A 22,462-nucleotide genomic window follows, 5' to 3' on the forward strand; every position below is an offset into this window, starting at 1 on the left:
GGATGACGGAATTGAAAGGTGCCCTGATCGGTTGCGGCTTCTTCGCGGTCAACCAGATGCACGGCTGGAATGACGCGGCGGGCGTGCGCATCGTCGCGATCTGCGACCGTGACCCGGCGCGGCTGCAGATCGTCGGCGACACGTTCGGCATCGAGCGACGCTACAGCTCGGCAGAAGCGCTGTTTGCCGATGGCGGGTTCGATTTCGTCGATATCGCGACGACGGTTGCCAGCCATCGCCCCCTGGTGGAGATGGCGGCGGCGAGCGGCGTAGCGACGATCTGCCAGAAGCCGTTCGCACCGACGATGGAAGACGCTGTCGCGATGGTCGCGGCCTGTGACCGGGCCGGCGTCGCCTTCATGATACATGAGAACTTCCGCTGGCAATCGCCGATCCGGGCAGCGAAGGCCGCAATCGAAAGCGGCGCGATTGGCGAGGTCTTCTGGGGACGCGTCAGTTTCCGCTCTGCCTATGACGTCTTCTCCGGCCAACCTTATCTGGCCACCGGCAAACGGTTCATCATCGAGGATCTCGGCATTCACGCCCTGGATATCGCCCGTTTCCTCTTCGGTGACGCGACAGCGGTGACGGCGCGCACGCGACGGGTCAATCCTGCGATTGCCGGCGAGGACGTCGCAACGATGATGCTCGATCACGAGGCTGGGATCACGTCCATCGTCGATTGCAGCTATGCAACGCGGCTGCCGGTCGAGCCTTTCCCGGAAACCTTGCTTGAAGTCGATGGCAGCAAGGGCACGCTTCGCCTGTCGCAGAGCTACCGTCTGTCCGTTCATTCGCCCGATGGCACGGAGGTGAGCGACGTGCAGCCACGCCTTCTGCCATGGGCCTCCAAGCCATGGCACAACATTCAGGAAAGCGTCGGGCTTATCCAGCGCCATTGGGTCGAGTGTCTGCGCGAAAGGCGCGAACCCGACACATCCGGTCGCGACAACCTGCAGACCTTTGCGCTGGTCGAGGCGTCGTATCTGAGCGCGGCGGAAAATCGCACCGTGCCGCTCTCGGAATTCCTCGGATGACGCTATCGCGCGCGTTCCTCCTGTTCGGTTCCGACGAAAGCGAACCCACCGTGCAGCGTCTGCAAGCGGGGCAGTTGAGCGTCGATCTGGTCGGCGGCAATCTGCGCGCGATCCGGTTTGCCGGACGGGAGGTTCTGCGCGGCATTTCGTTTCTTGTTCGCGATCGCGATTGGGGCACCTGCGAAGCGGCGCTGGACGGCGTGCAAATCGAGGAAGTGGCCGATCGTGCGACCGTCCGCTACACCGCCCGGTTCGTAGCACCGGACGGGGCCATTCTCCGCTGCGATGCGACGATCGCACTTGACCCACAATCCGTCAGTTTTGCCGCTGACTTCACACCCGATCGCGCGTTTGAGACGGCGCGCGCTGGGTTCGTCGTGCTTCATCCGGTCGTGGGCGTCGCCGGGAGACCTGTTGCGGTGGAGCATGGCGACGGCACGGTCGAACACGCCGTTTTTCCCGATTTCATCGAGCCATGGCAGCCGTTCAAGAATATTTCGGCCATCACCCATGAGGCCATGCCCGGCGTCATGGCCGAGTGCCGGATGACCGGCGATGTCTTCGAAATGGAAGACCAGCGCAATTGGACGGATGGCTCCTACAAGACCTATGTGCGCCCACTGGCACTGCCTTGGCCCTATATGCTGAAGGCGGGAGAAACACTTTGTCAGTCGGTCCGGCTGACGATCGCACAGTCCGCTCCGTCGGCCGCCGCGGATGGACGGCCGGGCAAAGCGATCGAGATTTCTCTCGCAGACATCAGTCGGACACTTCCTGAGATCGGCCTTGGCCTGCGCCCGGAGAATCTGACCGAGGAGCTGCGTCATGCGGGTCTCGTCACCGAGCTTGGCGCCCGGCACCTGGTCTGCCATTTCGATACGGGCGCCGGTCATGGCGTGGAGGCGCTTTCAGGTTTCCGTAGAGTTGCGCAAGCAAGCGGCGCCAAGGTGACCCTTGAGTGTTTCCTTGCTTGCCGGCAGCCGCTCGACGAGGAGCTGAAGGCGATCGCGGCCGACGTCGAAACGGCCGGCCTCACTCTGTCGAGCATTGCCGTGTCGCCTTCCGTCGACCGTCAATCGACGCCGCCCGGTAGCGCCTGGCCGGATTGCCCGCCGCTCGAAGCTGTCTATGCTGCAGCGCAGCGTGCGTTTCCCGGATTGCCGCTTGGCGGCGGCATGTTCAGCTACTTCACCGAGCTCAATCGCAAACGGGTGCCGCCCGCGCCATTATCCTATCTTACCCATTGCACCAATCCGATCGTCCATGCCGCAGACGATCTGAGTGTCATGCAGACGTTCGAAGCCTTGCGTCATGTGACGCGTTCGGTTCGCGCGATCTATGGAGACAGGCCCTATCGCATCGGGCCATCGACGATCGCGATGCGGCAGAACCCCTATGGCAGCGCCACGAAGGACAATCCGCTGGGCCGGCGGATTGCCATGGCAAACAGAGACCCGCGACACAACGCCCTCTTCGGCGCCGCATGGACGCTTGCCTACGCCGCGACGGTGGCCGAGGCCGGACTAGAGGTGCTGACGCTTTCGACGCTCTGCGGTCCGTTCGGTCTGATTGCCGCCGCCGGCGAGCCGGTGGCGGAGGGCGGAAAACGTCCGCTCTTTCACGTGCTGAAGTGGCTGGCGGAATTGTCGGGCCACACATGCGTGTCGGTCGAAACCAGCGCTCCAGATACGCTTGTCGGTGTCGGCGCCGTCACCGATGGCGGCAGAACGGTGCTCCTGGCGAACATCAGTGTAGAGATGCAGGTTGTGTCTCTCGGCAATGTTCGTAAGTCAATGCTTACGCTAATCGACGAAAACTGGATGCGAGAGTGTGCCGGTGAACCGAAGGCCCTCGACCTTCGCGAAGAATGCGTCCGGTTGCCGGCCTATGCCGTTGCCCGCATCGAATTTCCTCGCTAGCCGTTGGCGCCTTCGGCCTTGCCCTTAAGGGTGTAGAGCGCACGGGAGCGCTCCAGGTGCTTGATCATCGCCTGTTCGGCATCGTCAGGATTGCCGCGGCTGATGCAGTCGATGATCTCTTCGTGCTCGGCGAGCGTGTGGTTCTCACGACCGGTCCAGATCAGCATTTCGGTGTGGTATTCCTTCAGCCAGCCCAGCATCGCTTCGCTGACGGCGGTATAGATGGGGTTGCCGGAAATCTGCGCGATGCAGCTGTGGAAGGCCATGTCGGCGGCGATGAACGTTTCGGAATCGCCAAGCGCATCGCGTTGGCGGATAAGCGTGTCCTTCAGTGCGGCGACATCTGCCGCTGTCGCGCGGCTCGCGGCTTCGCGCACCATGCCGCGCTCGAAGAAGATGCGTGCACTTTTCAGATGCTCGAGCGAATCTGAAGAGCCCGACAGCATGATCTTGGCCGCAACGTCCATCTGGCGAAAGAGCGACTTCGGCGTGAGCTTGAGCACCTTGGCGCGCTCGCCGTGCGAGATCTCGACAAGGCCCATATTCGCAAGTGCCTGCATTGCTTCGCGGATTGCCGGTCGGCCGACCTGAAACCGCTCCATGAGCATCCGTTCCGACGGCATTTCGTCGCCCGGCTGCAACTCGCCGCTTTCGATCAAGGTCTTCAAGCGGGCGAAAACCTCGTCGGAGAGTTTTCTGCGAACAATGGGTTCTGGCTGGCTGATCATGTGAACTCCACCGGTGCCTGAGCGTGTGTCCTATATGCACGATTCCTGCGGATAAGGAATGGTTCGCATGGTGGCGCCCGTTCAGAGATTCTTCTTGCGCAACTGAGGTACTCATTATACCAGTTTGAGAACAAGAGCCACCCCTTTCGAACCGAAGAGCGAACCGCCCGTGATACGCATGACCTACCGGATAGAGAGCGCTGGGAACGTTGAGGCGCTCGCCGAAAAGATCGCCAGCGACCAGTCGACCGGTACCTTCGTCGCCGTCCCCGGAGAAACCGAGGAACTGAAAGCGCGCGTTGCTGCGCGCGTGGTCGCCATCCGGCATCTTGAGCCGACAGAGCGGCCATCCCTGCCTGAGGAAGCCGGGGAGGTGAAGCGCTTCAACCGGGCGGATGTCGATGTCAGCTTTCCGCTCGACGCCGTCGGCACGGACCTTTCGGCGCTGATGACGATTGCCATTGGTGGTGTCTATTCGATCAAGGGTATGACCGGCATCCGTGTCGTCGACATGAAGCTGCCGCAGGAGTTCGCGGCCGCCCATCCCGGGCCGCAATTCGGTGTTGCCGGCAGCCGGCGGCTGACCGGTGTCGAGGGGCGGCCGATCATCGGCACGATCGTCAAGCCGGCTCTCGGGCTGCGGCCGAAGGAGACGGCGGAGCTGGTGGGCGAACTTTTGTCTTCAGGGGTCGATTTCATCAAGGATGATGAAAAGCTGATGAGCCCGGCCTACTCGCCGCTGAAGGACCGGGTTGCGGCGATCATGCCGAAAATCCTCGACCACGAGCAGAAGACCGGCAAGAAGGTGGTGTACGCCTTCGGCATCTCCCACGCTGATCCCGACGAGATGATGCGCAACCACGATCTGGTCGCTGCTGCCGGTGGCAACGCTGCCGTCGTCAATATCAACTCCATCGGCATGGGCGGCGTCGCTTTCCTGCGCAAACGGTCCAAGCTCGTCCTGCATGCCCACCGCAATGGCTGGGATATCCTGACCCGCCACGGGGGACTTGGAATGGAATTTTCCGTGTGGCAGCAGTTCTGGCGCCTGCTCGGTGTCGATCAGTTCCAGATCAACGGCATCCGCGTCAAATACTGGGAGCCGGACGACAGTTTTGTGAAATCGTTCGAGGCCGTCAGCACGCCGCTGTTTGCGCCGGACGACTGCCCGCTGCCGGTGGTCGGCTCCGGGCAATGGGGTGGTCAGGCCCCCGACACCTATAGGCGGACAGGCGGATCGACCGACCTTCTCTATCTCTGCGGCGGCGGTATCGTCAGCCACCCCGGCGGTGCCGGTGCCGGCGTCCGGGCGGTTCGTCAGGCCTGGGAAGCGGCCGTTGCCGGCATCTCTTTGGCCGATTATGCCCGCGACCACATTGAGCTTGCCCAGTCCCTTGAAAAGTTCGCCGACGGCAAGGGCGCCTGACCGAACGCAATTCGCAGCGAGACCCTCCATGCAGACACCTTTGCTCAGCTTTTACGGCGATGATCTGACCGGTTCGACCGATGTCATGGAGGCGCTTGCGTCTCAGGGCGTCGACACGGCGCTGTTCCTGAAGATCCCGGATGTTTCGCTCCTTGATCGCTTTTCGCATTGCCGTGCCTTCGGCCTTGCTGGCACAAGCCGCAGCCAGACACCGGGCTGGATGGACGACAATCTCGCTCCCGCCTTTTCCTGGCTGAAATCGCTCGGTGCGGCAATCACGCATTACAAGGTGTGCTCGACCTTCGATTCCAGCCCGCAGCTCGGCAGCATCGGCAGGGCGATCGAAATCGGTCGCGACATCTTCGGGGCGGCGCCGGTGCCGCTCGTCGTCGGTGCGCCGCAGATCCGCCGCTACACCGCATTCGGCAATCTGTTTGCCGCCTATCGTGGCGAGACCTACCGGATCGATCGCCATCCCGTCATGAGCCGGCACCCGGTAACGCCGATGAGTGAGGCGGATGTTCGCCTCCACCTCGCGTCCCAGACCGCACTTGGCTGCGGACTTGTCGACCTTGCGGCACTCAAGGCGGCCGATGCGGATGCGACGAGCGACAGGGTTTTTGCAGCCGGTGACGATATCGTTCTGCTCGATGTGGCCGATGAAGAGACCCAGGCGGTCGTCGGGCGGCAACTCTGGCGCCTGAAGGCGCCGTCTGGGCAGTTCGTCTGCGGATCGTCGGGAGTGGAGTATGCGCTGGTGAGGGAATGGCAACGCCTTGGCCTGCTGCGCGCGGCACCCGCCTTCTCTGAGGTCGGGCGCGTCGATCAGATTGCGGTCGTATCCGGCAGCGTATCGCCGACGACCGAGCGGCAGATCCGTCATGCGGTCGACAACGGTTTCGAAGGGATCGCGCTCGATGCGGTGGATTTTGCGGCCGTGGATGGAGCTGCGGCACTGGAGGCCGCCGTCGCACGGGGCTTGCAGGCCCTTGCATCCGGTCGCAGCGTTATATTCTACACGGCTCTCGGGCCCGCGGCCGATCGAGGCGCCGCCTTCTCGCTGGAGGATGGCTCCCGCCACCGGCTTGGGGAGCGATTGGGAGCTCTGCTGCAGCAGCTGATCACGCGTGCGGGCCTTCGTCGCGCCGTCATCGCAGGCGGTGACACGTCCAGCCACGCGCTCGGCAAGCTTTCGGTCGAAGCTTTGACGCTGCGGTTGCCGCTGCCGCAATCTCCCGGTTCGCCGCTTTGCATAGCGCACAGCGCCGATCCTGCTGTCGATGGCCTCGAAATCTCGCTCAAGGGCGGGCAGATCGGCCAGGACGATTATTTCTCGATGATCCGCGACGGCCGGGCCGCCTAGGCGGCGTCCCGTTCAGCATGCCTGCGATTGACGCAGGGAAGGGCTTGCCACCAATGAACGCGTGTGCAAAGATGCTCGCGTGTGCAAAGGAGCCATGCCCGTATGAACCTGGAACGACCATTCTATCCGAACGATCTGCAGGGGCGGGCAAGGCTCTGCCGCGATGTCATCCTGTCGGCCGGTGCGCTTGTGCTGCGCGGCTTCGAAGACAGCGCGAGCAGCGGGTTCTCGATGAAGGGCCCACAGGACTTTCTGACCGAGACGGATGCGGCATCTGAGGCGCACATTCGTAAAGCGATTGCCGAGCACTTTCCTGATGACGGCTTCTTCGGAGAGGAAGGCGGGGGCTCGATCAGCAATCGTCTCTGGGTGGTCGATCCCGTCGACGGCACGGCCAACTTCGCCCGCAGCATCCCGCATTTCTGCATTTCGATCGCCTACATCGAAAATGGCCTGGCGGAGATCGGCGCCATCTACAACCCCGCGCTCGACGAACTCTATTTCGCTGAGCGCGGCGCAGGCGCGACCCGCAACGGCCAGCCGATTGCAGTCTCGGCGACCACGGCTTTCGAGACGGCGTCGGTGGAGATGGGCTGGTCCGGCCGTGTATCCAACGAAATCTATCTCGAAACCATCCGCGATCTCTTGGCGCTTGGCGCCAATGTCCGCAGGGCTGGCTCCGGAGCGCTGGCGCTTGCCTACGTCGCCGACGGTCGTTCGGATGCCTATATCGAACTGCACATGAATTCCTGGGATTGCGTGGCCGGATTGCTGCTGGTTGCCGAGGCCGGCGGCGATGTCTGCCCCTTCATGGAAATCGGCAGTCTTCGCCATGGCGGCCCGGTTCTCGCATCCGCTCCCGGGATTGCCGGCGGCATCAGCCAGGCGTCGCGGATCCCGATCGCGTCGGCTGACGCGCCTGTTGCCGAGTTGCGGCTGGCGTGAGCGTCTGCGTCAGAAGTCGAAAGTGAGATTTATGGGCCGCATGCCTTTCGGCATCGCCCGACCTCGAAAGGAAACGGCATGGATGCACCTGTTTATTCGCGCCCGGCGATCAGTTTGATCGCCAAGGGCTTGGGTCCCCACAAATCAGACCTCTATATCGGCGGCAGCGACGGTGCCCGCGATCTCGATCTGCTCAGGCGGCACGGCATCTCGATCGTTGTTAACTGCGCGATCAATCTCGATATCAACTGGGTGCGTGAGACGGACGCGGACGGCGGTGGCGAATTGCGGCCCAGCGGTTATGCCGACATTCGTTACTACAAGCTCGGCCTGATCGACGGCGAAGGCAGCCCTGATACGATGATGCTCGGCGCCTACTACATCCTGGATGGCGCTTTGCGGCAGGCGATGCCGAAGCGCGAAACCTATCCCTTTGCCGATGGCGGCAATGTGCTGGTCAATTGCCGCGGCGGACGCAGCCGGTCGGTGTCGCTGGTGGCGCTGTTCCTGCACAAGCAGCAACCGGAGCTGTTTCCGACGCTCGATGCTGCCGTTGCACATATTCGCGAACATCGCGAATTGCGTCCCGACGAATGGTTCGAAACGCCGAAGCCGATGCTTTACAACGCGGCACGCCGCGCCTCTGAATGGATCGACATGATCGCCGGCAAGGCATCCGGGCAGGACTGATGTTGAAGCGCAGCCAGCCCAGCATCGCCGTCATCGCTGACGCGCATTTCCACGATCTTGAAGGCGACTTCGATTTCCCTGGTATGACCATTGACGGCCAGCGGATGATGGTTCGCAGCTGGGTAGAAACGCGGCAGTCAACCCGTGTCTTCAACGAGAGCGCCAAGGCGCTTTCCGTGGCACTGGACGAGGTGCGGCAGCGCGGCATCCGACATGTCGTGCTGCTCGGGGATTACACCGACGACGGCCAGCGGCAGACGACCGCGAGCCTGCGCCGCATCCTCGATCGGCATGCGAGCGAGTACGGCACCGCCTTTTACGCTCTCCCCGGCAATCACGACATCTTTGGGCCATCGGGGCGCAACCACACCAAGGAATTCCTGGATCAGGATGGTGCCAGCGTCTGGGTGACGAGCGATCCGGCGTCTCGCGCCGAGGGCGTGATCGTGACCCCGCGCATGTATTGCGAGGGATATCCTTCGGGTCTTGGCCCGATGGCTGCCTACGGTTATTTCCGCAAGCCCGACTATCTTCATTGGGAGACGCCGTTCGGCCTTTCCGACGATGTCGAAAGCCGGCGTTACGACGTGGTCTCGCCGGATGGAAGCAACCGCTATTCATTGATGGATGCCTCCTATCTGGTCGAGCCGGAGCCGGGCATCTGGCTGTTGATGATTGACGCCAATGTGTTCGAGCCGCGCGACGGCACGTTCGAAAGCGGCGAAGAGGCGGCTTTCGTCGACAGCACCGCGGCCGGCTGGAACGCCATGCTGCGCCTGAAACCCTTCATCGTCTCGTGGATTGCCGATGTCTGCGCGCGGGCAAAGGCACTGGACAAGACAGTGCTTGCCTTCTCGCACTACCCGGCGCTCGATCCTTTCGATGGCGCGACCGGGGCCGAGCGCGTGCTTTTCGGAGAAACCAATATCGCCCGCCGCACTCCGCGTGACGCCGTCACCGATGCCCTGATTGGCGCCGGGCTCGCGGTGCATTTCAGCGGTCATCTTCATGTCGAGGGCGTAACGCGACGGGGTCGTCGCGAGCGTCAGCTCACCAATGTGGCGGTGCCTTCGCTGGTCGCTTATCCGCCGGCATTCAAAATCGTTCAACCGGTGAACAACGGCATCGTCGTTGATACCGTCGAACTGCAGGCAGCGGCGCTGGATCCGCGGCTGGCGCAGGCCTATCGCCGCGAAACGGAGCGGCTCGCGGAAGCGGGCGACGTCGCTTTTGGCGCCGAGGATTACGGTGCCTTCCTGCGGGCTCATAAGCTGGCATTGGTTCACCACCGCTATTTCCCCAAGGAGTGGCCGCAGGATGTGGTCAGCCGCGTCTCGAAAGCAACTCTTGCAGCTATCTGCGCGGACCTTATTGATGCCGACGCGGCCGCGCATGCCGTGCACGCGCTTGCAAAAACGTGCGGAATGTCGAGCGAACAAGTCGCGGCCTGCCGCATGATCGATGTTATCGCCGACTGGTATTGCCTGCGCCAGGCGGCACATCTGGCCTTACCTGCAATAGCGCCGCAACGACTCAGGCTTTACCGCGCCCTTGCCGAGCGGTTCGGTCGGGAGCCGGAAACAGGATGGGACGATTCCGTCGCCGGTTTCCTGTCGATCTTCCTGGGTGCGTTTGCCGCCTTTCTCGACCGAGCGGAAAACGGTGCGCGGCGGATCGAGATCATCTTGCAGCGAGACGCGAAGGAGGTTGTTTGTTCATGAACGAGCAGTCGTTTGAATTGCCCGGTTGGCGGTTGAAGCCGCCGGCAAGCGTCCCGGAGTTGAAGGAGGCCTTTCGCCTCGGTGCCCGCCGGCTCAAAGGCGGGCGGCTTGAGGTCGCCAAGTTCGCCCTGTCCCATCCCTATGACATCGCCTTTGCCAGCGCCCGGGAAGTGGCTGAGCGAGCCGGCGTCTCCACCACAACGGTCATGCGGCTAATCTCCGATCTCGGCTTCGAGAAATACGCGGCCTTCCAACAGTTGTTCCGCGAGGAATTGCGACGCCGCAGGCAGTGAAGCTGCACCTGGCGCGGCATAGGGCCTGAAAGATCGTCCGACTGGAGTGCGTTCATGGAATCGACCATCGTCAGCATCAATCTCTTCGGCGCCGTGGCGCTGCTGCTGTTCGGGCTGTCGGAGGTCAAGAATGGCGTGCAGCGCGCCTTCGGCGCCAGGCTGAAGACCGGATTGGCCGCAGGTACACGTGACAGCGTGCGGTCCTTTCTTGCCGGACTGGTTGCGACGATCGCGCTGCAGAGCTCGACCGCGACGGCACTGATGATCGCATCCTTCGCGGAACGCAATCTCGTTGCGCCGCGCATGGCGCAGATCGTGCTTCTGGGCGCCAATGTCGGAACCGCGATGACGGCGTGGATCGTGTCGCTCGGCATCGGCTGGCTCTCGCCGCTTCTCATTCTGGCTGGCGTCATCCTGTCGCGCGGAACCTCGAATGCGCGAAAGGGCGGGGGTGCCGCCGTGGTCGGCGTGGGGCTGATGCTGTTATCGCTGCACCTGATCGGCCTCGCGACGGAACCGTTGCGCGCCTCCGCAGCGCTTTCGGCCTTTCTGGCGATGCTGGACAATGCCTGGCCGGTCGCCCTCATCTTCTCCGCCATGCTCGCGGTCCTGGCGTCCTCAAGCCTTGCCATCGTCGTCCTCATCCTGTCGCTTGCGGCGACGGGTGGCATTTCCACCGGGCTCATCATCGTTCTGGTGCTCGGTGCCAATCTCGGCGGTGCGGTGCCGCCGGTCCTGGCGACGCTGCGGGCGCCGATCAGCGCGAGACGCGTGACGATCGGCAATCTCATCGTGCGTGCCGTCGGCTGCCTTGTTGCCCTGCCGCTTGCCGGCTACTCCGCGCAGCTGCTCGATATTCTGCCGTTGTCGCATGACAAACTGCCTGTCGATGCCCATCTCATCTTCAATCTGGTGCTGGCGATGCTTGCCTGGCCGCTGTCGCGACCGCTCGCAGCGCTGACCGCTCGGCTGTTGCCGGAGCCCAAGCAAATGCCGGACGCGCCGAGCTATCTCGACGAGGACAAGCTCTCGACGCCGGTCGCAGCGCTCGCCGGCGCGAGCCGCGAGGTACTGGCCGTCGGCGATTTGATCGAAAGCATGCTGATGCAGGCGGGGGACGCACTGCAGCATGCTGACCCCTCGAAACTGGCGGGCATCAGCACGCTCGAAGGCCGGGTCGACCGGCTGCAGCATCAGATCAAGGTCTATGTCTCACGCCTCGGCCAGGCTGATATCGGAGAAGATAACCGTCGGCGGGCGATGGATGTCGTCGACTATGCCATCAATCTCGAACACATCGGCGATATCATCGAAAGAGGCCTGCTGGCCGAACTTGCCAAGAAGATTTCGCGCGGCCTGAGGTTTTCGCGCGATGGCCATGAGGAGCTGACGCGGCTCTTCGCGATCACGCTGAACAATCTGCGCATGGCGCAGACGGTGTTTGCTACCCGCGATGCGGCCCTCGCGCGGCGACTAGTGGAAGTGAAGGAAGACGTGCGCCGTCTCGAACGGCAATCGGCTGAGCGGCACCTGCAGCGCCTGCGTGACGGAAGGGCGGAAAGCATCGAAACCAGCTCGCTGCATCTCGATATGCTGCGCGACCTCAAGCGCATCAACGCCCATATCGCGTCGGTCGCGCACCCGATCCTCGACGATAGTGGCCTCTTGATCGAAAGCCGCATCCGCCAGGCCGGGTGACTTCGACAATCCCTAGCGAACCGTCTTGCGCTCGATCATCGAGACGGGAACCACCTGAAGCCGGGTTGCCGGTTCGTCGGTTTCAAGCGCTGTCAGCACGTTGTCGGTCAAGGTCGACAAGGATTGGACGATGGTCGTCAGCTCATAGCTCTTCCAGCCAGATTGCGGGATGTCGTCGAAGCCGATGACCGAGACGTCCTCGGGCACGCGTCGGTGCATTTCGATGCGCGCGGCATCGAGGAACCCCAGCGCCAGAAGGTCGGTGACGCAAAAAGCCCCGTCGATCTTCTTGTCGCGCAGGAGATCGCAACCGGCCTGATAGCCGCTTTCGTAGCCGGTCGGCCCGTCCGACCAGGCGACCACGTCGACGCCTGAGGCTTGCATCCGCTGCGTGAACGCCGTTGCCCGGCGAACCTGGGCCGGCGTCTGGCTGGCGCTGGAGACGACAGCAACCTTCTGGCATTTGGCGGCAATCAGCCTGAGCGCGGCAAGATCCGCTCCGTGCGAATCGTCGCTCAGCACCATGTTTGTGTCGGTTCGGTCTAGCCGTTGATTGACCAGGATCAGCCGCACGCCGTTGGCGATACACTCGTCGACGATCGAGGACGGGGGTTCGCCGGAAAGCACGACGATTGCCTGGGCGCGAAATTCGAACAGAAGCTCGATCAGCGGCGCGATATCCTTGCGCGCATCGGCGGCATTGAGCAGCAGGCACTGCAGCCCGCGCCGGAGCAGGCCGATGCTCAAGAGGTCGAGCTGCTTGGAAATGAAGGGTGCACTGAGATTGGTGCCGACGACGCCGATCAGGTTCGAGCGGTCGTTGTTCAACCCCTGCGCCAGGCGGTTGACCCGATAACCGAGCTCGCGCGCCGCTTTCAGCACCTTGCGTCGGACGGCCTGGGAAACGCTGGCTCCCGGAGTGAATGTTCGCGAGACGGCCGAGCGGGAAACACCCGCGCGCTTTGCGACTTCCTCCGCCGTGACGAACCCTCGTGCCATGGTTTTCCTCAAGAATCAGTTTGGGTCATCTGGGCCACAAAAGCCGGTTCATTCCAACGAAAAAGTATCATTGGGCTCGGTTGGTGCTGTCCGCCGAGCGCGCCACGCTCGCCGGAAATCCTGCTGTTTGCTTCGACGTTCCGCCTGTCGCTGGTGCATCCTCGGCTGGCGGTCGCGCGGCAGTGATCACGTGTTCGAACAACGTCGTAACGCGACGAAAAAATATATAATAAAAACAATACGATAAATCATTGCGCACGTGTGCATTTTTTTGTTGACAAGCGAAGCCTCTCAATGGATCATGCATTCCATAGGCGGCAAAGAAATGGAATTTTTGTTCCGTCTATGTTCGTGATGATGGCGCCGGCTTCTGAGGAGTAGCCGGCTGCCGTCGGACCCGGTCCTAAACAGGGCCGTTGAACGGGGTCGATCGCGGACAGGGAGGATTGGATCGATGACGACGCATCGCGTTCTCGCGGCAGGTTGCCCGGCTCGAAATAGAGCGGGGCGGGTGCTCGTGCGGCTTTGCCTGTTCTCCCCGTTCGCATGTTGGCTCGGCCGCGAGGCGCCCGGCACATGGCCGGATCGTGTTGCGAGGCGAGATCTCAAGGGGACAGAGCATGGCTTTTCTAAGTGATTCAGCGAAGGCGTCGCCGACAGCGGGCGGCGAGGCGTCCGCCACGCCTTCGTCCTGGCAGGTCTGGCGATACCGGTTGAAGGTCGCCTCTCGGGAGCCGACGACATTGATCGGCGTACTGACGGCGCTGCTCTTTACCTATCTGATCGTCGTGCCGATCATCTCCATCGTGCTCGATGCCGTGCGCGTGCAATTCGGGCACGAGCGGCGGCTCGGCAAGGATTTCGGGGACCTGACGCTCTATTATCTCGACCGGACGTTCACCTCTCCTGTCTCCGTCGATCTCTTCTGGCGGCCGCTGTTCAACACGCTGTCGGTTGCCGTCGGTGCGATCCTTTTGTCGCTGCTCATCGGTACCATCCTTGCCTGGCTGATCAGCCGCACCGACATGTTCGGACGTCGCTGGTTTGCGACGGCCCTGATCGTGCCCTACATGCTGCCGGCCTGGACCTTCGCGCTCGCCTGGACGACGCTGTTCAAGAACCGCACGGTCGGCGGCCAGCCGGGCTGGTTCGAAGCCTTGGGATGGACGCCGCCCGACTGGGTTGCCTATGGCCGCTTCCCGATCACCATCATCCTCGCGCTGCATTATACCCCTTTCGTCATCCTCTTGTTCGGCTCGGCGCTCCGGCGCTTCGATTCCCAGCTGGAAGATTCCGCCCGCATTCTCGGTGCCAAGCGCTACCAGGTGGCAATGCAGATCATCCTGCCGCTGATGCGCCCGGCGCTGATGTCGTCGATGATCCTGATCTTCGCAAAGTGCCTGGGCGAGTTCGGCGTGCCCTATGTGCTCGGCCTGCCGGTCAAATTCGAAGTGCTCTCCACCTCGCTCTTCCGCAGTATCGCTTCGCGCCAGACGGGCGTTGCCGGTGTCGTTGCCGCCTCCATCATGCTGATCGGTATCATCACCCTGATGATCGATGCGCGGCTGGTGCGCGAAGCGCGCCGCTTCGTCACCATCGGCTCCAAGGGCTCGATGAACCGGCAGAGCCGCCTCGGCAAACTCAGGCTTCCCGCGACCGGCTTTGCCGCGACGATCTTCATGCTGAGCGTCGGCCTGCCGCTCCTGACCCTGTTCCTTTCGACCATCATGAAGCTGCCGGCACAGTTCACGCTCGACAACTTCACGCTCGACTACTGGATCGGCCAGGATCTTCATACCGTGGCGCTGCAGACCGGCGTGCTCCTGAGCCCGGACCTCTGGGCGGCGGCCAAGAACACGCTTGTCATCGTCGGCCTCGCTTCGCTCGCCTCGGGCATTCTCGGACTGCTTGTCGGCTATGTCGTCATCCGCACCCCGGTTCGTGCCCTGTCGGTCTATCTGCGCCAGGTGACGTTCCTGCCCTATCTGGTGCCGGGCATTGCCTTTGCCGCCGCCTATCTCTCGCTCTTTGCGGTTCCTAGAGGTCCGATGCCTGCACTCTACGGCACCGTCACCATCCTGGTGCTGGCGCTGATGGCCGACCAGATGCCCTACGCCTCGAGGGCCGGGATCTCTGCGATGACCCAGCTCGGCAAGGATCCGGAAGAGGCGGCCCAGATCGCTGGTGCCGGCTGGTTCCGCCGGATGATGTCGATCGTTATCCCGATCCAGAAGGGCTCGCTCGTTACCGGTGTGTTGCTGCCGTTCATCTCAGGCATCAAGGGCCTCAGCCTGTTCGTCATCCTCGCCGTGCCCAGCACCGACGTTCTGACGACCTATTCGCTGCGGCTCGTCGACTACCACTACACCCAGGCGGCAAACGCGGTCGTGCTGATTATCGCGGCCATCGCCTATCTCGGAACACTGGCAGCCCAGAAGCTGACCAAGACCAATCTTGCAGAAGGACTCGGAAGCTGATGCCCACTATCAATCTGCGCGGCGCCCAGAAGAATTATGGCGTCAACTCCGCCAATGCCGTCTCCAACCTCGACCTGGAAATCCGCGATGGCGAGTTCATGTGCCTGCTCGGCCCATCCGGTTGCGGCAAGACGACGACCTTGCGCATGATCGCAGGGCTGGAGAACCTGTCCGGCGGCGAGATCCGCATCGGCGACCGGGTGGTCGATTCCATCTTCGATGGCGTCTTCGTGCCACCGGAGAAGCGGGAAATGGGTCTGGTCTTCCAGAGCTACGCGCTCTGGCCGCACCTGACCATCGAGCGCAATACCGACTTCGGCCTCAGGCTGCGCAAGCTGCCGAAGGCCGAGCGTGAGGCGCGTGTCGAAAAAGTCATGCAGGCACTCGACATCGCCAAGTACCGGGATCGGTATCCTTCTCAGCTTTCGGGCGGCCAGCAGCAGCGCGTGGCGCTTGCCCGCATGCTTGCGGTCAATCCGGGCGTGCTACTGCTCGACGAACCGCTGTCGAACCTCGATGCGCGGCTGCGGCTCGAAATGCGCGCCGAACTGAAGCGGCTGCACAAGGAATTCAAGACGACGATTGTCTTCGTCACCCACGACCAGTGGGAAGCGATGACGCTCGCGACCACGATCGCTGTCATGAACGAAGGTACGCTGCAGCAGATGGGCACGCCGAACGACATCTATGACCGCCCGGCCAACCGTTTTGTTGCCGAATTCGTCGGCAGCCCGCCGATCAACATCCTGTCCTTCGACAAGAATGGCACATCGGATGTGGCCAAGGAAGCGGAAGCTTACCTGTCTAGCCGCTACCCCAGCCTGCGCGGCATCGGCTCCGTCGGTATCCGCCCGGAAGCGCTGAGCTACGCCACGCGCAAGGAAGACGTTCCGCAAGGCAGCTTCAGCGGCAAGATGGTCGTCACCGGCATCCTGCCGACCGGCGGCAGCTGGATCCTGGAATTAAGGAGCGACAGCCACACGCTGTTCCTGACGACGCACGCGCTGCCGCGGCTGGAGCTGGGCGAAAAGGTCCGCTTCTTCGCGCCACCGGAAGCGCTGCACGTCTTCGACAAGGACGGCCAGCGCATAACCGAGGCCGACAAGCTGCTGCGCAGCGCCAAGCTCAACTGACGACATTACTGATCGCATCAACCGAAAGACGAACACCGCTTACTGAGGAGGAGCAGTCGATGCATTTTCGGAAGAATGGAAAGACAGGTAACACAAAGCGCTGCCTGATGTGGACGACGGCTTTTGCCGGTCTTTTGGCCGGACAGGCCATGGCTGAGGACGCCTTCGATCTCAACGCCCTGATCGAAGCGGCCAAGAAAGAAGCGCCGATCACCGTCTATGACAGCACCGGCAAGATCGTCGAGATGGCCAAGGCCTTTTCTGCAAAATACGGCGTCGCCGCCGAGGGCTCCAAGGTCAAGGCGACGGCGCAGTTGGAAATGATCATCCGCGAGGCGCGCGCCAACAACATCCAGGGCGACGTTTCGATCATCAGCGATGCGCCGGCCGCCATGGCACAGCTGATCCCACAGGGCTTTGCCGAGAGCTGGCTGCCGCCGGACATGGCATCGAAGATCCCGGAGCAATACCAGAATCCGCTAACGGTTGTGACCAGCGCCAACGTCTGGGCCTATAACACCGAGCTCTACGACAAGTGCCCGGTCACCAACATCTGGCAGCTGACCGGCCCGGAGTGGAAGGGCAAGGTTGCCATGCAGGACCCGCTCGGCAAGGCGTCCTATGTCGACTGGTTCAACCAGATGGCAAAACACGGCGATGACAAGGTCGCTGCCGCCTACAAGGACCTCTACGGCAAGGAACTGGAGCTCGACGACGGCAGCGCAACGGCGGCCTGGGTGAAGGCGCTCGCCGCCAATGCACCGCTTCTGACCGATGCCGATGCCGCGGCTGCCGATGCTGTCGGCGCGCCCGGCCAGTCGCAGCCGTTCATGGGGCTGATGAGCTCGGCGAAGTTCCGCGACAATGCGGAGAAGGGCATGAAGCTCGGGCTCTGCAAGGACCTGAAGCCATGGCTCGGCTGGATGTATCCAGGCGTCGGCCTGATCACCAAGGGCACCAACAGCCCGAACGCCGCCAAGCTGTTCATCCACTACGTCATGACGGAGGAAGGCATCGCGCCGCAGGCCGCTGACGGCAAGATGTCGACCAACAGTGACGTGGCACTTCCGGCAGACGAACCCTCGGGCATCGGCAAGGTTCTCGATCAGGTTCTGCCCTATCAGATGGACACGAGCCTCGACGATTGGGATGCCCGCGAAACCTGGCAGGATTTTTGGCGGGTGAACTACCAGAAGTGATGGCTCAGCCGGGAGAGTGACGACATGATGGAAAAGAAACGCAGCGCATTGCGCGACCGCCCCATAGCCTGGGCGGTCGCAGGCAGCCTTGCTGCCATGACACTGACCTGTGGCCCGGCGAAGGCTGAAGAGGCCTTCAATCTCGACGCCCTGATCGAGGCTGCCAAGAAGGAACCGCCGATCACCGTCTATGCCGTGACCGGCAAGATCGTCGATACGGCTAAGGACTTCTCCGAAAAATACGGCGTGCAGGCGACGGGCAAAAAGGTCAACGAAGCCACGCAGGTGGAGTTGATGATCCGCGAGCACCAGGCCGGCAATATCCTCGGCGATGTCAGTGTGGCAACCGACGTGGCATCGGCGATCGGGCAGCTGCTGCCGGAAGGCATTGCCACCAGCTGGACGCCTCCGGATCTCGCCAAGGATATTCCGGAACCGCTACGCAATCCTCTTGTTGTTGTCTCGGACCCACACGTCTTCACCTACAACACTGAGAAATACGACAAGTGCCCTGTTACCAACATCTGGCAGCTGACCGAGCCGCAATGGCGCAGCAAGCTGGCGATGCTCGATCTCTTCGACAAACCGCTCTATGCGGATTGGTTCAATCAGATGGAGACGCACCGCGACGCCGATGTCGCCCGCGCCTACGAAAGCCTTTATGGTAAGAAGCTGGAGACGAACGGCGAGAGTGCTACGGCTACCTGGGTCAAGGCCTTCGCGGAAAATGGCCCGCTTCTGGCGGATTCGACCACGGTCGCCAATGCCGCCGGCGCACCGGGACAGGCCGAGCCGTTCTTCGTCATCACCTCGACGGCGAAGTATCGCGACAACCTGACGAAGGGCCTGAAGCTCGGCATCTGCGCCGGCGTCGAGCCATTCTCCGGCTTCCTCTATCCGGGCTTCGGCCTGATCGCGGGCCAGAGCAAGAGCCCGAATGCCGCCAAGCTGTTCGTTCGCTATCTGATGACGGAAGAAGGGATCGTGCCCCAGACAGAAGACGGGAAGATTTCCGGCAATTCAACCATCGGCCTACCGGCCGATGAGGCCTCGGGCGTTGCCAAGTATCTCGATCAATTGATGGCTTTCGATCCATCGACCGCCGGCGACGACCTCGACAAGCGCGAAGCCTGGCAGGATCTCTGGCGAATAAACCACCGAAAATGACGTGACGGGCGGTGCCGATCACCGAGCGCTGTTTCCTTGGGAGGGGAAGCGATGACAACGGAAAAGAAGAGAGTGCGTGGCATGACCATGACGGCCGCGGCAGTCGCAGCCGGCCTGCTTTCGGCGCAGGCCCGCGCGGCCGACGGGCTCGATCTCGATGCGCTGATTGCGGCAGCCAAGACGGAAAAGCCGATCAACGTCTATGACAGCACCGGCAAGATCGTCGAAATGGCCGAGGGCTTTACGGCAAAGTACGGCGTCAAGGCGACAGGCGTCAAAGTGTCGGCCAACAGCCAGTTGGAGATGATCATTCGGGAGAGCCAGGCGGGCAACGTGCAGGGCGACGTCGCCCTGATCACCGACGCGCCGGCAGCACTCGCGCAACTCCTGCCGCAGGAATTCGTCGAAAGCTATCTGCCGGCCGATATGGTCGCGAAAATCCCGGCGCAGTTCCAGAACCCGCTGGCGATTTCGACCAACGCCAACGTCTGGGCTTATAACACCGAAGCCCACGACAAATGCCCCGTAGCCAATATCTGGGAGCTGACGGAACCGAAGTGGAAAGGCAAGGTCGCGCTTGTCGATCCCTTGACCAAGGGCACCTATACCGACTGGTTCAACCAGATGGAGAAACACGCCGACGACAAGGTCGCCGGTGCCTACAAGGCCCACTTCGGCAAGGATCTTTCCACGGAGGAGAAGAGTGCGTCGGCCGCCTGGATCAAAGCGCTGGCGCAGAACGCACCGCTGGTCACCGACGGTGACGATCCGGTGGCTGAAGCGGTCGGCGCCGCCGGGCAGAAGGAGCCCTTCTTCGGTCTTCTCTCCTCGGCAAAATTCCGCGACAACGAAGGCAAGGGCTACAAGCTCGGCATCTGCAAGGAGCTCAACCCCTGGGTGGGCTGGAGCTACGTCAAGCTCGGCCTGATCGCGACGAAGACGCAGAGCCCGAACGCAGCGAAGCTCTTCATCCATTACATCCTGACCGAGGAAGGCATCGCGCCGCAGATGAAGGACGGCAAGCTGCCGACCAACATCGACATCAAGATGCCGGCCGACGAGCCCTCGGGGCTGATGGCGGTCGCCGATCGCCTGTTCGGCTACAATTCTTCGACCGGTCTCGATGATTTCGACCGGCGCGAGGAGTGGCAGGATTTCTGGCGCGTGAACTACAGCAAGTGAAACAGAGCCGGCGCGCCATCGCCTGGCGCGCCGGTTTTTCTCGATAAGGAATGGATCAGAACGATATGGAAAAGCGTCTCTCCGCAGCGACCTTGCCGACGGCAGGCCCCGAACAACGGCTGGAGCGGTCGAAGCGTCTGGTCGAGATTGCCCGCAGGGCGGCCAGCGAAGTGCGCGATCCGCTGCTGAAAGCGTTCCGCTCCGACATGGTGGTCGATTACAAGCGCGACCTGCATGATGTCGTGACCATCCACGACAAGCGCGCCGAAGCCACCATTCGCGATTTCATTTTTGCGCAGGAGCCGAACTCGGCCATGCTCGGCGAAGAGGGCGGACAAGTGGGCGACGGCGACATCCAGTGGTATGTCGATCCGATCGACGGCACCTCGAATTTTGCCAGCGGCCTGGCGTTCTGGTGCGTGTCGATCGCCGCCGTCGAACTGGGAGAGGTCGTTGCCGGCGTCGTCTACGATCCCGTCGCCGACATGATGTTCTCCGCCGATCTCGAACGGGCCTATCTCAACGGCGAGGTGATTTCCTCGCAAGCGGTCGATGAGGAGAACCGCGCAACCCTGATCACCGGCTATCCGGTGTCCCGGGACTTTCGCCTCGACGGCCGGGACGCAGCGCTCGCCAATCTCGGGGAATTCGTGGAGACGTTTTCAACCCTCCGGCGGCCGGGCAGTGCTGCGCTCAGCATCGCCCATGTGGCGGTCGGCTGGGCGGATGCGGCGACCGGCTTCGGCGTCAATTCCTGGGATGTGGCGGCCGCGACCTTGATTTTGAAGAATGCCGGCGGCCGGTACGAGCCGCTGACGCTTGGCAAGGTACCGACTGATGCGCCCGACTTCATGTGTCCCGGCTACATCGCCACAGGCGCCGGTGCCAATTATCCGACTTTGCAGCGTGTCGCGCGGGGGATCTCGGCCAAACGCATTGCCGCGGCAACAAACTGAGAAGACAGCAGGAGAAGATTTTGGACATGATCCAGGAGACCGAGACGAAGGCGCAAGCGTCGGCCGAACTTGCCAAACTCAGCCTCGTTTACGAACAGCACCCGCTTTATGGCGTCAATATCTATATTGCCGGCAAGGAAGGGACGAGCGACCTCGATCTCTTGAGGCTGAACGGCATTACTACCGTGGTCAATTGCGCCGTCAATCTCGACTTCAATTTCGTCCGTCAGGCGCAACTGGTGTCGGACCACGAGGGCAGTGTCTACGGACCAGGCGAGATCCGTTACTACAAGGTCGGACTGATCGACGGCGGTGGCAATCCTGACACGCAGATGCTGGCGGCTCACTACATCCTGCGCGCCGCTCTGGAACAGGTGCTGCCGGAAAAACCGTCCTATCCGCGCCGCGAGATGGGCAACATTCTGATTAACTGCCGCGGCGGGCGGTCGCGTTCGGTCATTGTCGTCTCGCTGTTTCTGCATCTGACGTTGCCGGCCGAGTTCCCGACGCTGGAGGCGGCGATCGCCTTCGTGCGCAACCGTCGCGGCCTGCCGGAGAACGAATGGTACAAGGCGCCGAAGGCGGTGCTGATCGAATCGGCCGAAAGCGCCGCAGGCTGGGCGAAGATGATCGAAGCAAGGTAGGATCGCTTCCGCTCCGGCGGTGGGCTGCCCACGATCTGAGCGTAATGACGCGGATCTGCCGGCCGGTTTGGTAAGTCGCCTGTTGGCGATGGTCCCTAGGCGCAGGAATCGGGTTGAATTCGCCGGCCGGCCGCACGATTTTCACGAGGTATGAAACGTGAGGACGGTGCGATGGCGCAGCCAGTTCACAACTATCTTATCTTCGAAACCGCCGCGGGATTTTGCGGCATCGCCTGGAACGCCGTTGGCATCACCCGTTTCCAGCTGCCGACCAAAAAGGCTGAAGACACCGAACGGCTGCTGCTGCTGCGCCGGCTCGTTGCCGGCGAACCGGCCCACCCGACGCCTGAGATTGGCGAAGTGGTTGCCGCCGTGCGGCGCTATTTCAGCGGCGAGGAGGTGGATTTCTCCGACATCAAGCTCGACCTCGAAGGCCAGGATCCGTTCTTCAAGCGAATCTATGCCGCTGCCCGCGGGCTTGGATGGGGGCAGACCACCACTTATGGCGCCCTGGCAAAGGAACTGGGCGTCGGTCCCGAAGCTGCGCGGGACGTCGGCCAGGCGATGGCGAAGAACCCGGTGGCGCTGATCATTCCCTGCCATCGGGTGCTGGCCGCCGGCGGCAAGGTCGGCGGGTTCTCGGCTCCGGGCGGCTCGACATCGAAGATCCGGATGCTGGAACTCGAAGGCGTGCATCTCGGACCGCCGGAGCCCGCCCAGCAATCGCTTTTCTGATCACGGCAGCTTACGACGCCCCCACCGCACCGATAGCATCGCCCAAACAACGGGTCGACGTCACCACGCTCGATGCAGACCTTTTGAGGACGGTGCGATAAAGATGGGGGATGAGCCACCTATGCGCTGAGGCAGCGGCGGCGTGTCCGT

Annotated in this window: 19 protein-coding genes; 17 read left to right on the forward strand and 2 right to left on the reverse strand. The window is 62.4% G+C overall.

Annotation, left to right across the window (positions count from 1 at the left end; all coding sequences use genetic code 11):
* The first annotated feature begins 2 nt into the window (after positions 1–2).
* Together HT585_RS24585 and apnL are read left to right on the forward strand one after the other, a co-directional pair.
* Positions 3–1,037 carry a Gfo/Idh/MocA family protein gene (locus HT585_RS24585; protein ID WP_176355398.1) on the forward strand — a complete coding sequence of 345 codons (1,035 nt, stop codon included), beginning with the start codon at positions 3–5 and terminating at the stop codon, positions 1,035–1,037.
* The gene (apnL, locus tag HT585_RS24590) at positions 1,034–2,956 is read left to right on the forward strand and encodes a D-apionate lactonase (RefSeq protein WP_176355399.1); all 1,923 of its coding nucleotides are present in this window, start codon (positions 1,034–1,036) and stop codon (positions 2,954–2,956) included. Before HT585_RS24585 ends, apnL begins: the two co-directional genes overlap by 4 nt.
* Here the strand turns inward: apnL and HT585_RS24595 are convergent.
* Positions 2,953–3,684 carry a transcriptional regulator NanR gene (locus tag HT585_RS24595; RefSeq protein ID WP_176355400.1) on the reverse strand — a complete coding sequence of 244 codons (732 nt, stop codon included), beginning with the start codon at positions 3,682–3,684 and terminating at the stop codon, positions 2,953–2,955. The genes apnL and HT585_RS24595 overlap by 4 nt on opposite strands.
* Positions 3,685–3,853: 169 nt before the next feature.
* Here HT585_RS24595 and oiaX point away from each other — a divergent pair, with 169 nt between their 5' ends.
* From oiaX to HT585_RS24630, 7 genes are all read left to right on the forward strand, one after another.
* Positions 3,854–5,110 (forward strand): 3-oxo-isoapionate-4-phosphate decarboxylase OiaX, encoded by a 1,257-nt coding sequence (gene oiaX / locus HT585_RS24600; RefSeq protein ID WP_176355401.1) that lies wholly within the window; start codon positions 3,854–3,856, stop codon positions 5,108–5,110.
* A 28-nt stretch (positions 5,111–5,138) separates the two neighbouring features.
* The gene (locus HT585_RS24605) at positions 5,139–6,473 is read left to right on the forward strand and encodes a four-carbon acid sugar kinase family protein (RefSeq protein WP_176355402.1); all 1,335 of its coding nucleotides are present in this window, start codon (positions 5,139–5,141) and stop codon (positions 6,471–6,473) included.
* A 102-nt stretch (positions 6,474–6,575) separates the two neighbouring features.
* Positions 6,576–7,418 (forward strand): inositol monophosphatase family protein, encoded by an 843-nt coding sequence (locus tag HT585_RS24610; RefSeq protein WP_425513784.1) that lies wholly within the window; start codon positions 6,576–6,578, stop codon positions 7,416–7,418.
* 78 nt (positions 7,419–7,496) lie between these two features.
* A complete protein-coding gene (locus tag HT585_RS24615; RefSeq protein ID WP_176355403.1) occupies positions 7,497–8,108 on the forward strand; it encodes a dual specificity protein phosphatase family protein in 612 nt (203 codons plus the stop codon).
* Entirely contained in the window at positions 8,108–9,829 is a 1,722-nt protein-coding gene (locus tag HT585_RS24620; RefSeq protein WP_176355404.1) for a metallophosphoesterase family protein, read from the forward strand. The genes HT585_RS24615 and HT585_RS24620 overlap by 1 nt, the downstream gene beginning before the upstream one ends.
* On the forward strand, positions 9,826–10,122 hold the full coding sequence (locus HT585_RS24625; RefSeq protein ID WP_176355405.1) for a MurR/RpiR family transcriptional regulator: 297 nt from the start codon (positions 9,826–9,828) through the stop codon (positions 10,120–10,122). Before HT585_RS24620 ends, HT585_RS24625 begins: the two co-directional genes overlap by 4 nt.
* A gap of 54 nt (positions 10,123–10,176) precedes the next feature.
* Positions 10,177–11,820, forward strand: coding sequence for a Na/Pi cotransporter family protein (locus HT585_RS24630; protein WP_176355406.1), 1,644 nt, complete (start codon positions 10,177–10,179; stop codon positions 11,818–11,820).
* A gap of 12 nt (positions 11,821–11,832) precedes the next feature.
* Here the strand turns inward: HT585_RS24630 and HT585_RS24635 are convergent, their stop codons facing one another.
* On the reverse strand, positions 11,833–12,819 hold the full coding sequence (locus HT585_RS24635) for a LacI family DNA-binding transcriptional regulator (RefSeq protein WP_176355407.1): 987 nt from the start codon (positions 12,817–12,819) through the stop codon (positions 11,833–11,835).
* Positions 12,820–13,439: 620 nt separating this feature from the next.
* On the opposite strand from HT585_RS24635, the gene HT585_RS24640 reads away from it, so the two are divergent.
* The 8 genes from HT585_RS24640 (at position 13,440) to HT585_RS24675 (ending at position 22,312) form a co-directional block, all read left to right on the forward strand.
* A complete protein-coding gene (locus HT585_RS24640) occupies positions 13,440–15,296 on the forward strand; it encodes an ABC transporter permease (protein WP_176355408.1) in 1,857 nt (618 codons plus the stop codon).
* Positions 15,296–16,429, forward strand: coding sequence for an ABC transporter ATP-binding protein (locus HT585_RS24645; RefSeq protein WP_176355409.1), 1,134 nt, complete (start codon positions 15,296–15,298; stop codon positions 16,427–16,429). Before HT585_RS24640 ends, HT585_RS24645 begins: the two co-directional genes overlap by 1 nt.
* A 59-nt stretch (positions 16,430–16,488) precedes the next feature.
* Positions 16,489–17,628 (forward strand): ABC transporter substrate-binding protein, encoded by a 1,140-nt coding sequence (locus HT585_RS24650; RefSeq protein ID WP_425513785.1) that lies wholly within the window; start codon positions 16,489–16,491, stop codon positions 17,626–17,628.
* A 27-nt stretch (positions 17,629–17,655) separates the two neighbouring features.
* Entirely contained in the window at positions 17,656–18,795 is a 1,140-nt protein-coding gene (locus HT585_RS24655; RefSeq protein WP_176355459.1) for an ABC transporter substrate-binding protein, read from the forward strand.
* An 87-nt stretch (positions 18,796–18,882) separates the two neighbouring features.
* The gene (locus HT585_RS24660) at positions 18,883–19,977 is read left to right on the forward strand and encodes an ABC transporter substrate-binding protein (protein ID WP_176355460.1); all 1,095 of its coding nucleotides are present in this window, start codon (positions 18,883–18,885) and stop codon (positions 19,975–19,977) included.
* A gap of 65 nt (positions 19,978–20,042) precedes the next feature.
* The gene (locus HT585_RS24665) at positions 20,043–20,933 is read left to right on the forward strand and encodes an inositol monophosphatase family protein (protein ID WP_176355461.1); all 891 of its coding nucleotides are present in this window, start codon (positions 20,043–20,045) and stop codon (positions 20,931–20,933) included.
* Positions 20,934–20,959: 26 nt separating this feature from the next.
* Entirely contained in the window at positions 20,960–21,577 is a 618-nt protein-coding gene (locus tag HT585_RS24670; RefSeq protein WP_246707897.1) for a dual specificity protein phosphatase family protein, read from the forward strand.
* A gap of 171 nt (positions 21,578–21,748) precedes the next feature.
* Positions 21,749–22,312, forward strand: a complete 564-nt coding sequence (locus HT585_RS24675) for a methylated-DNA--[protein]-cysteine S-methyltransferase (RefSeq protein WP_176355412.1) — start codon at positions 21,749–21,751, stop codon at positions 22,310–22,312.
* Positions 22,313–22,462: the final 150 nt, after the last annotated feature.

The organism is Ensifer oleiphilus (assembly GCF_013371465.1).
GTDB classification, from domain to species: Bacteria; Pseudomonadota; Alphaproteobacteria; order Rhizobiales; family Rhizobiaceae; genus Ensifer; species Ensifer oleiphilus.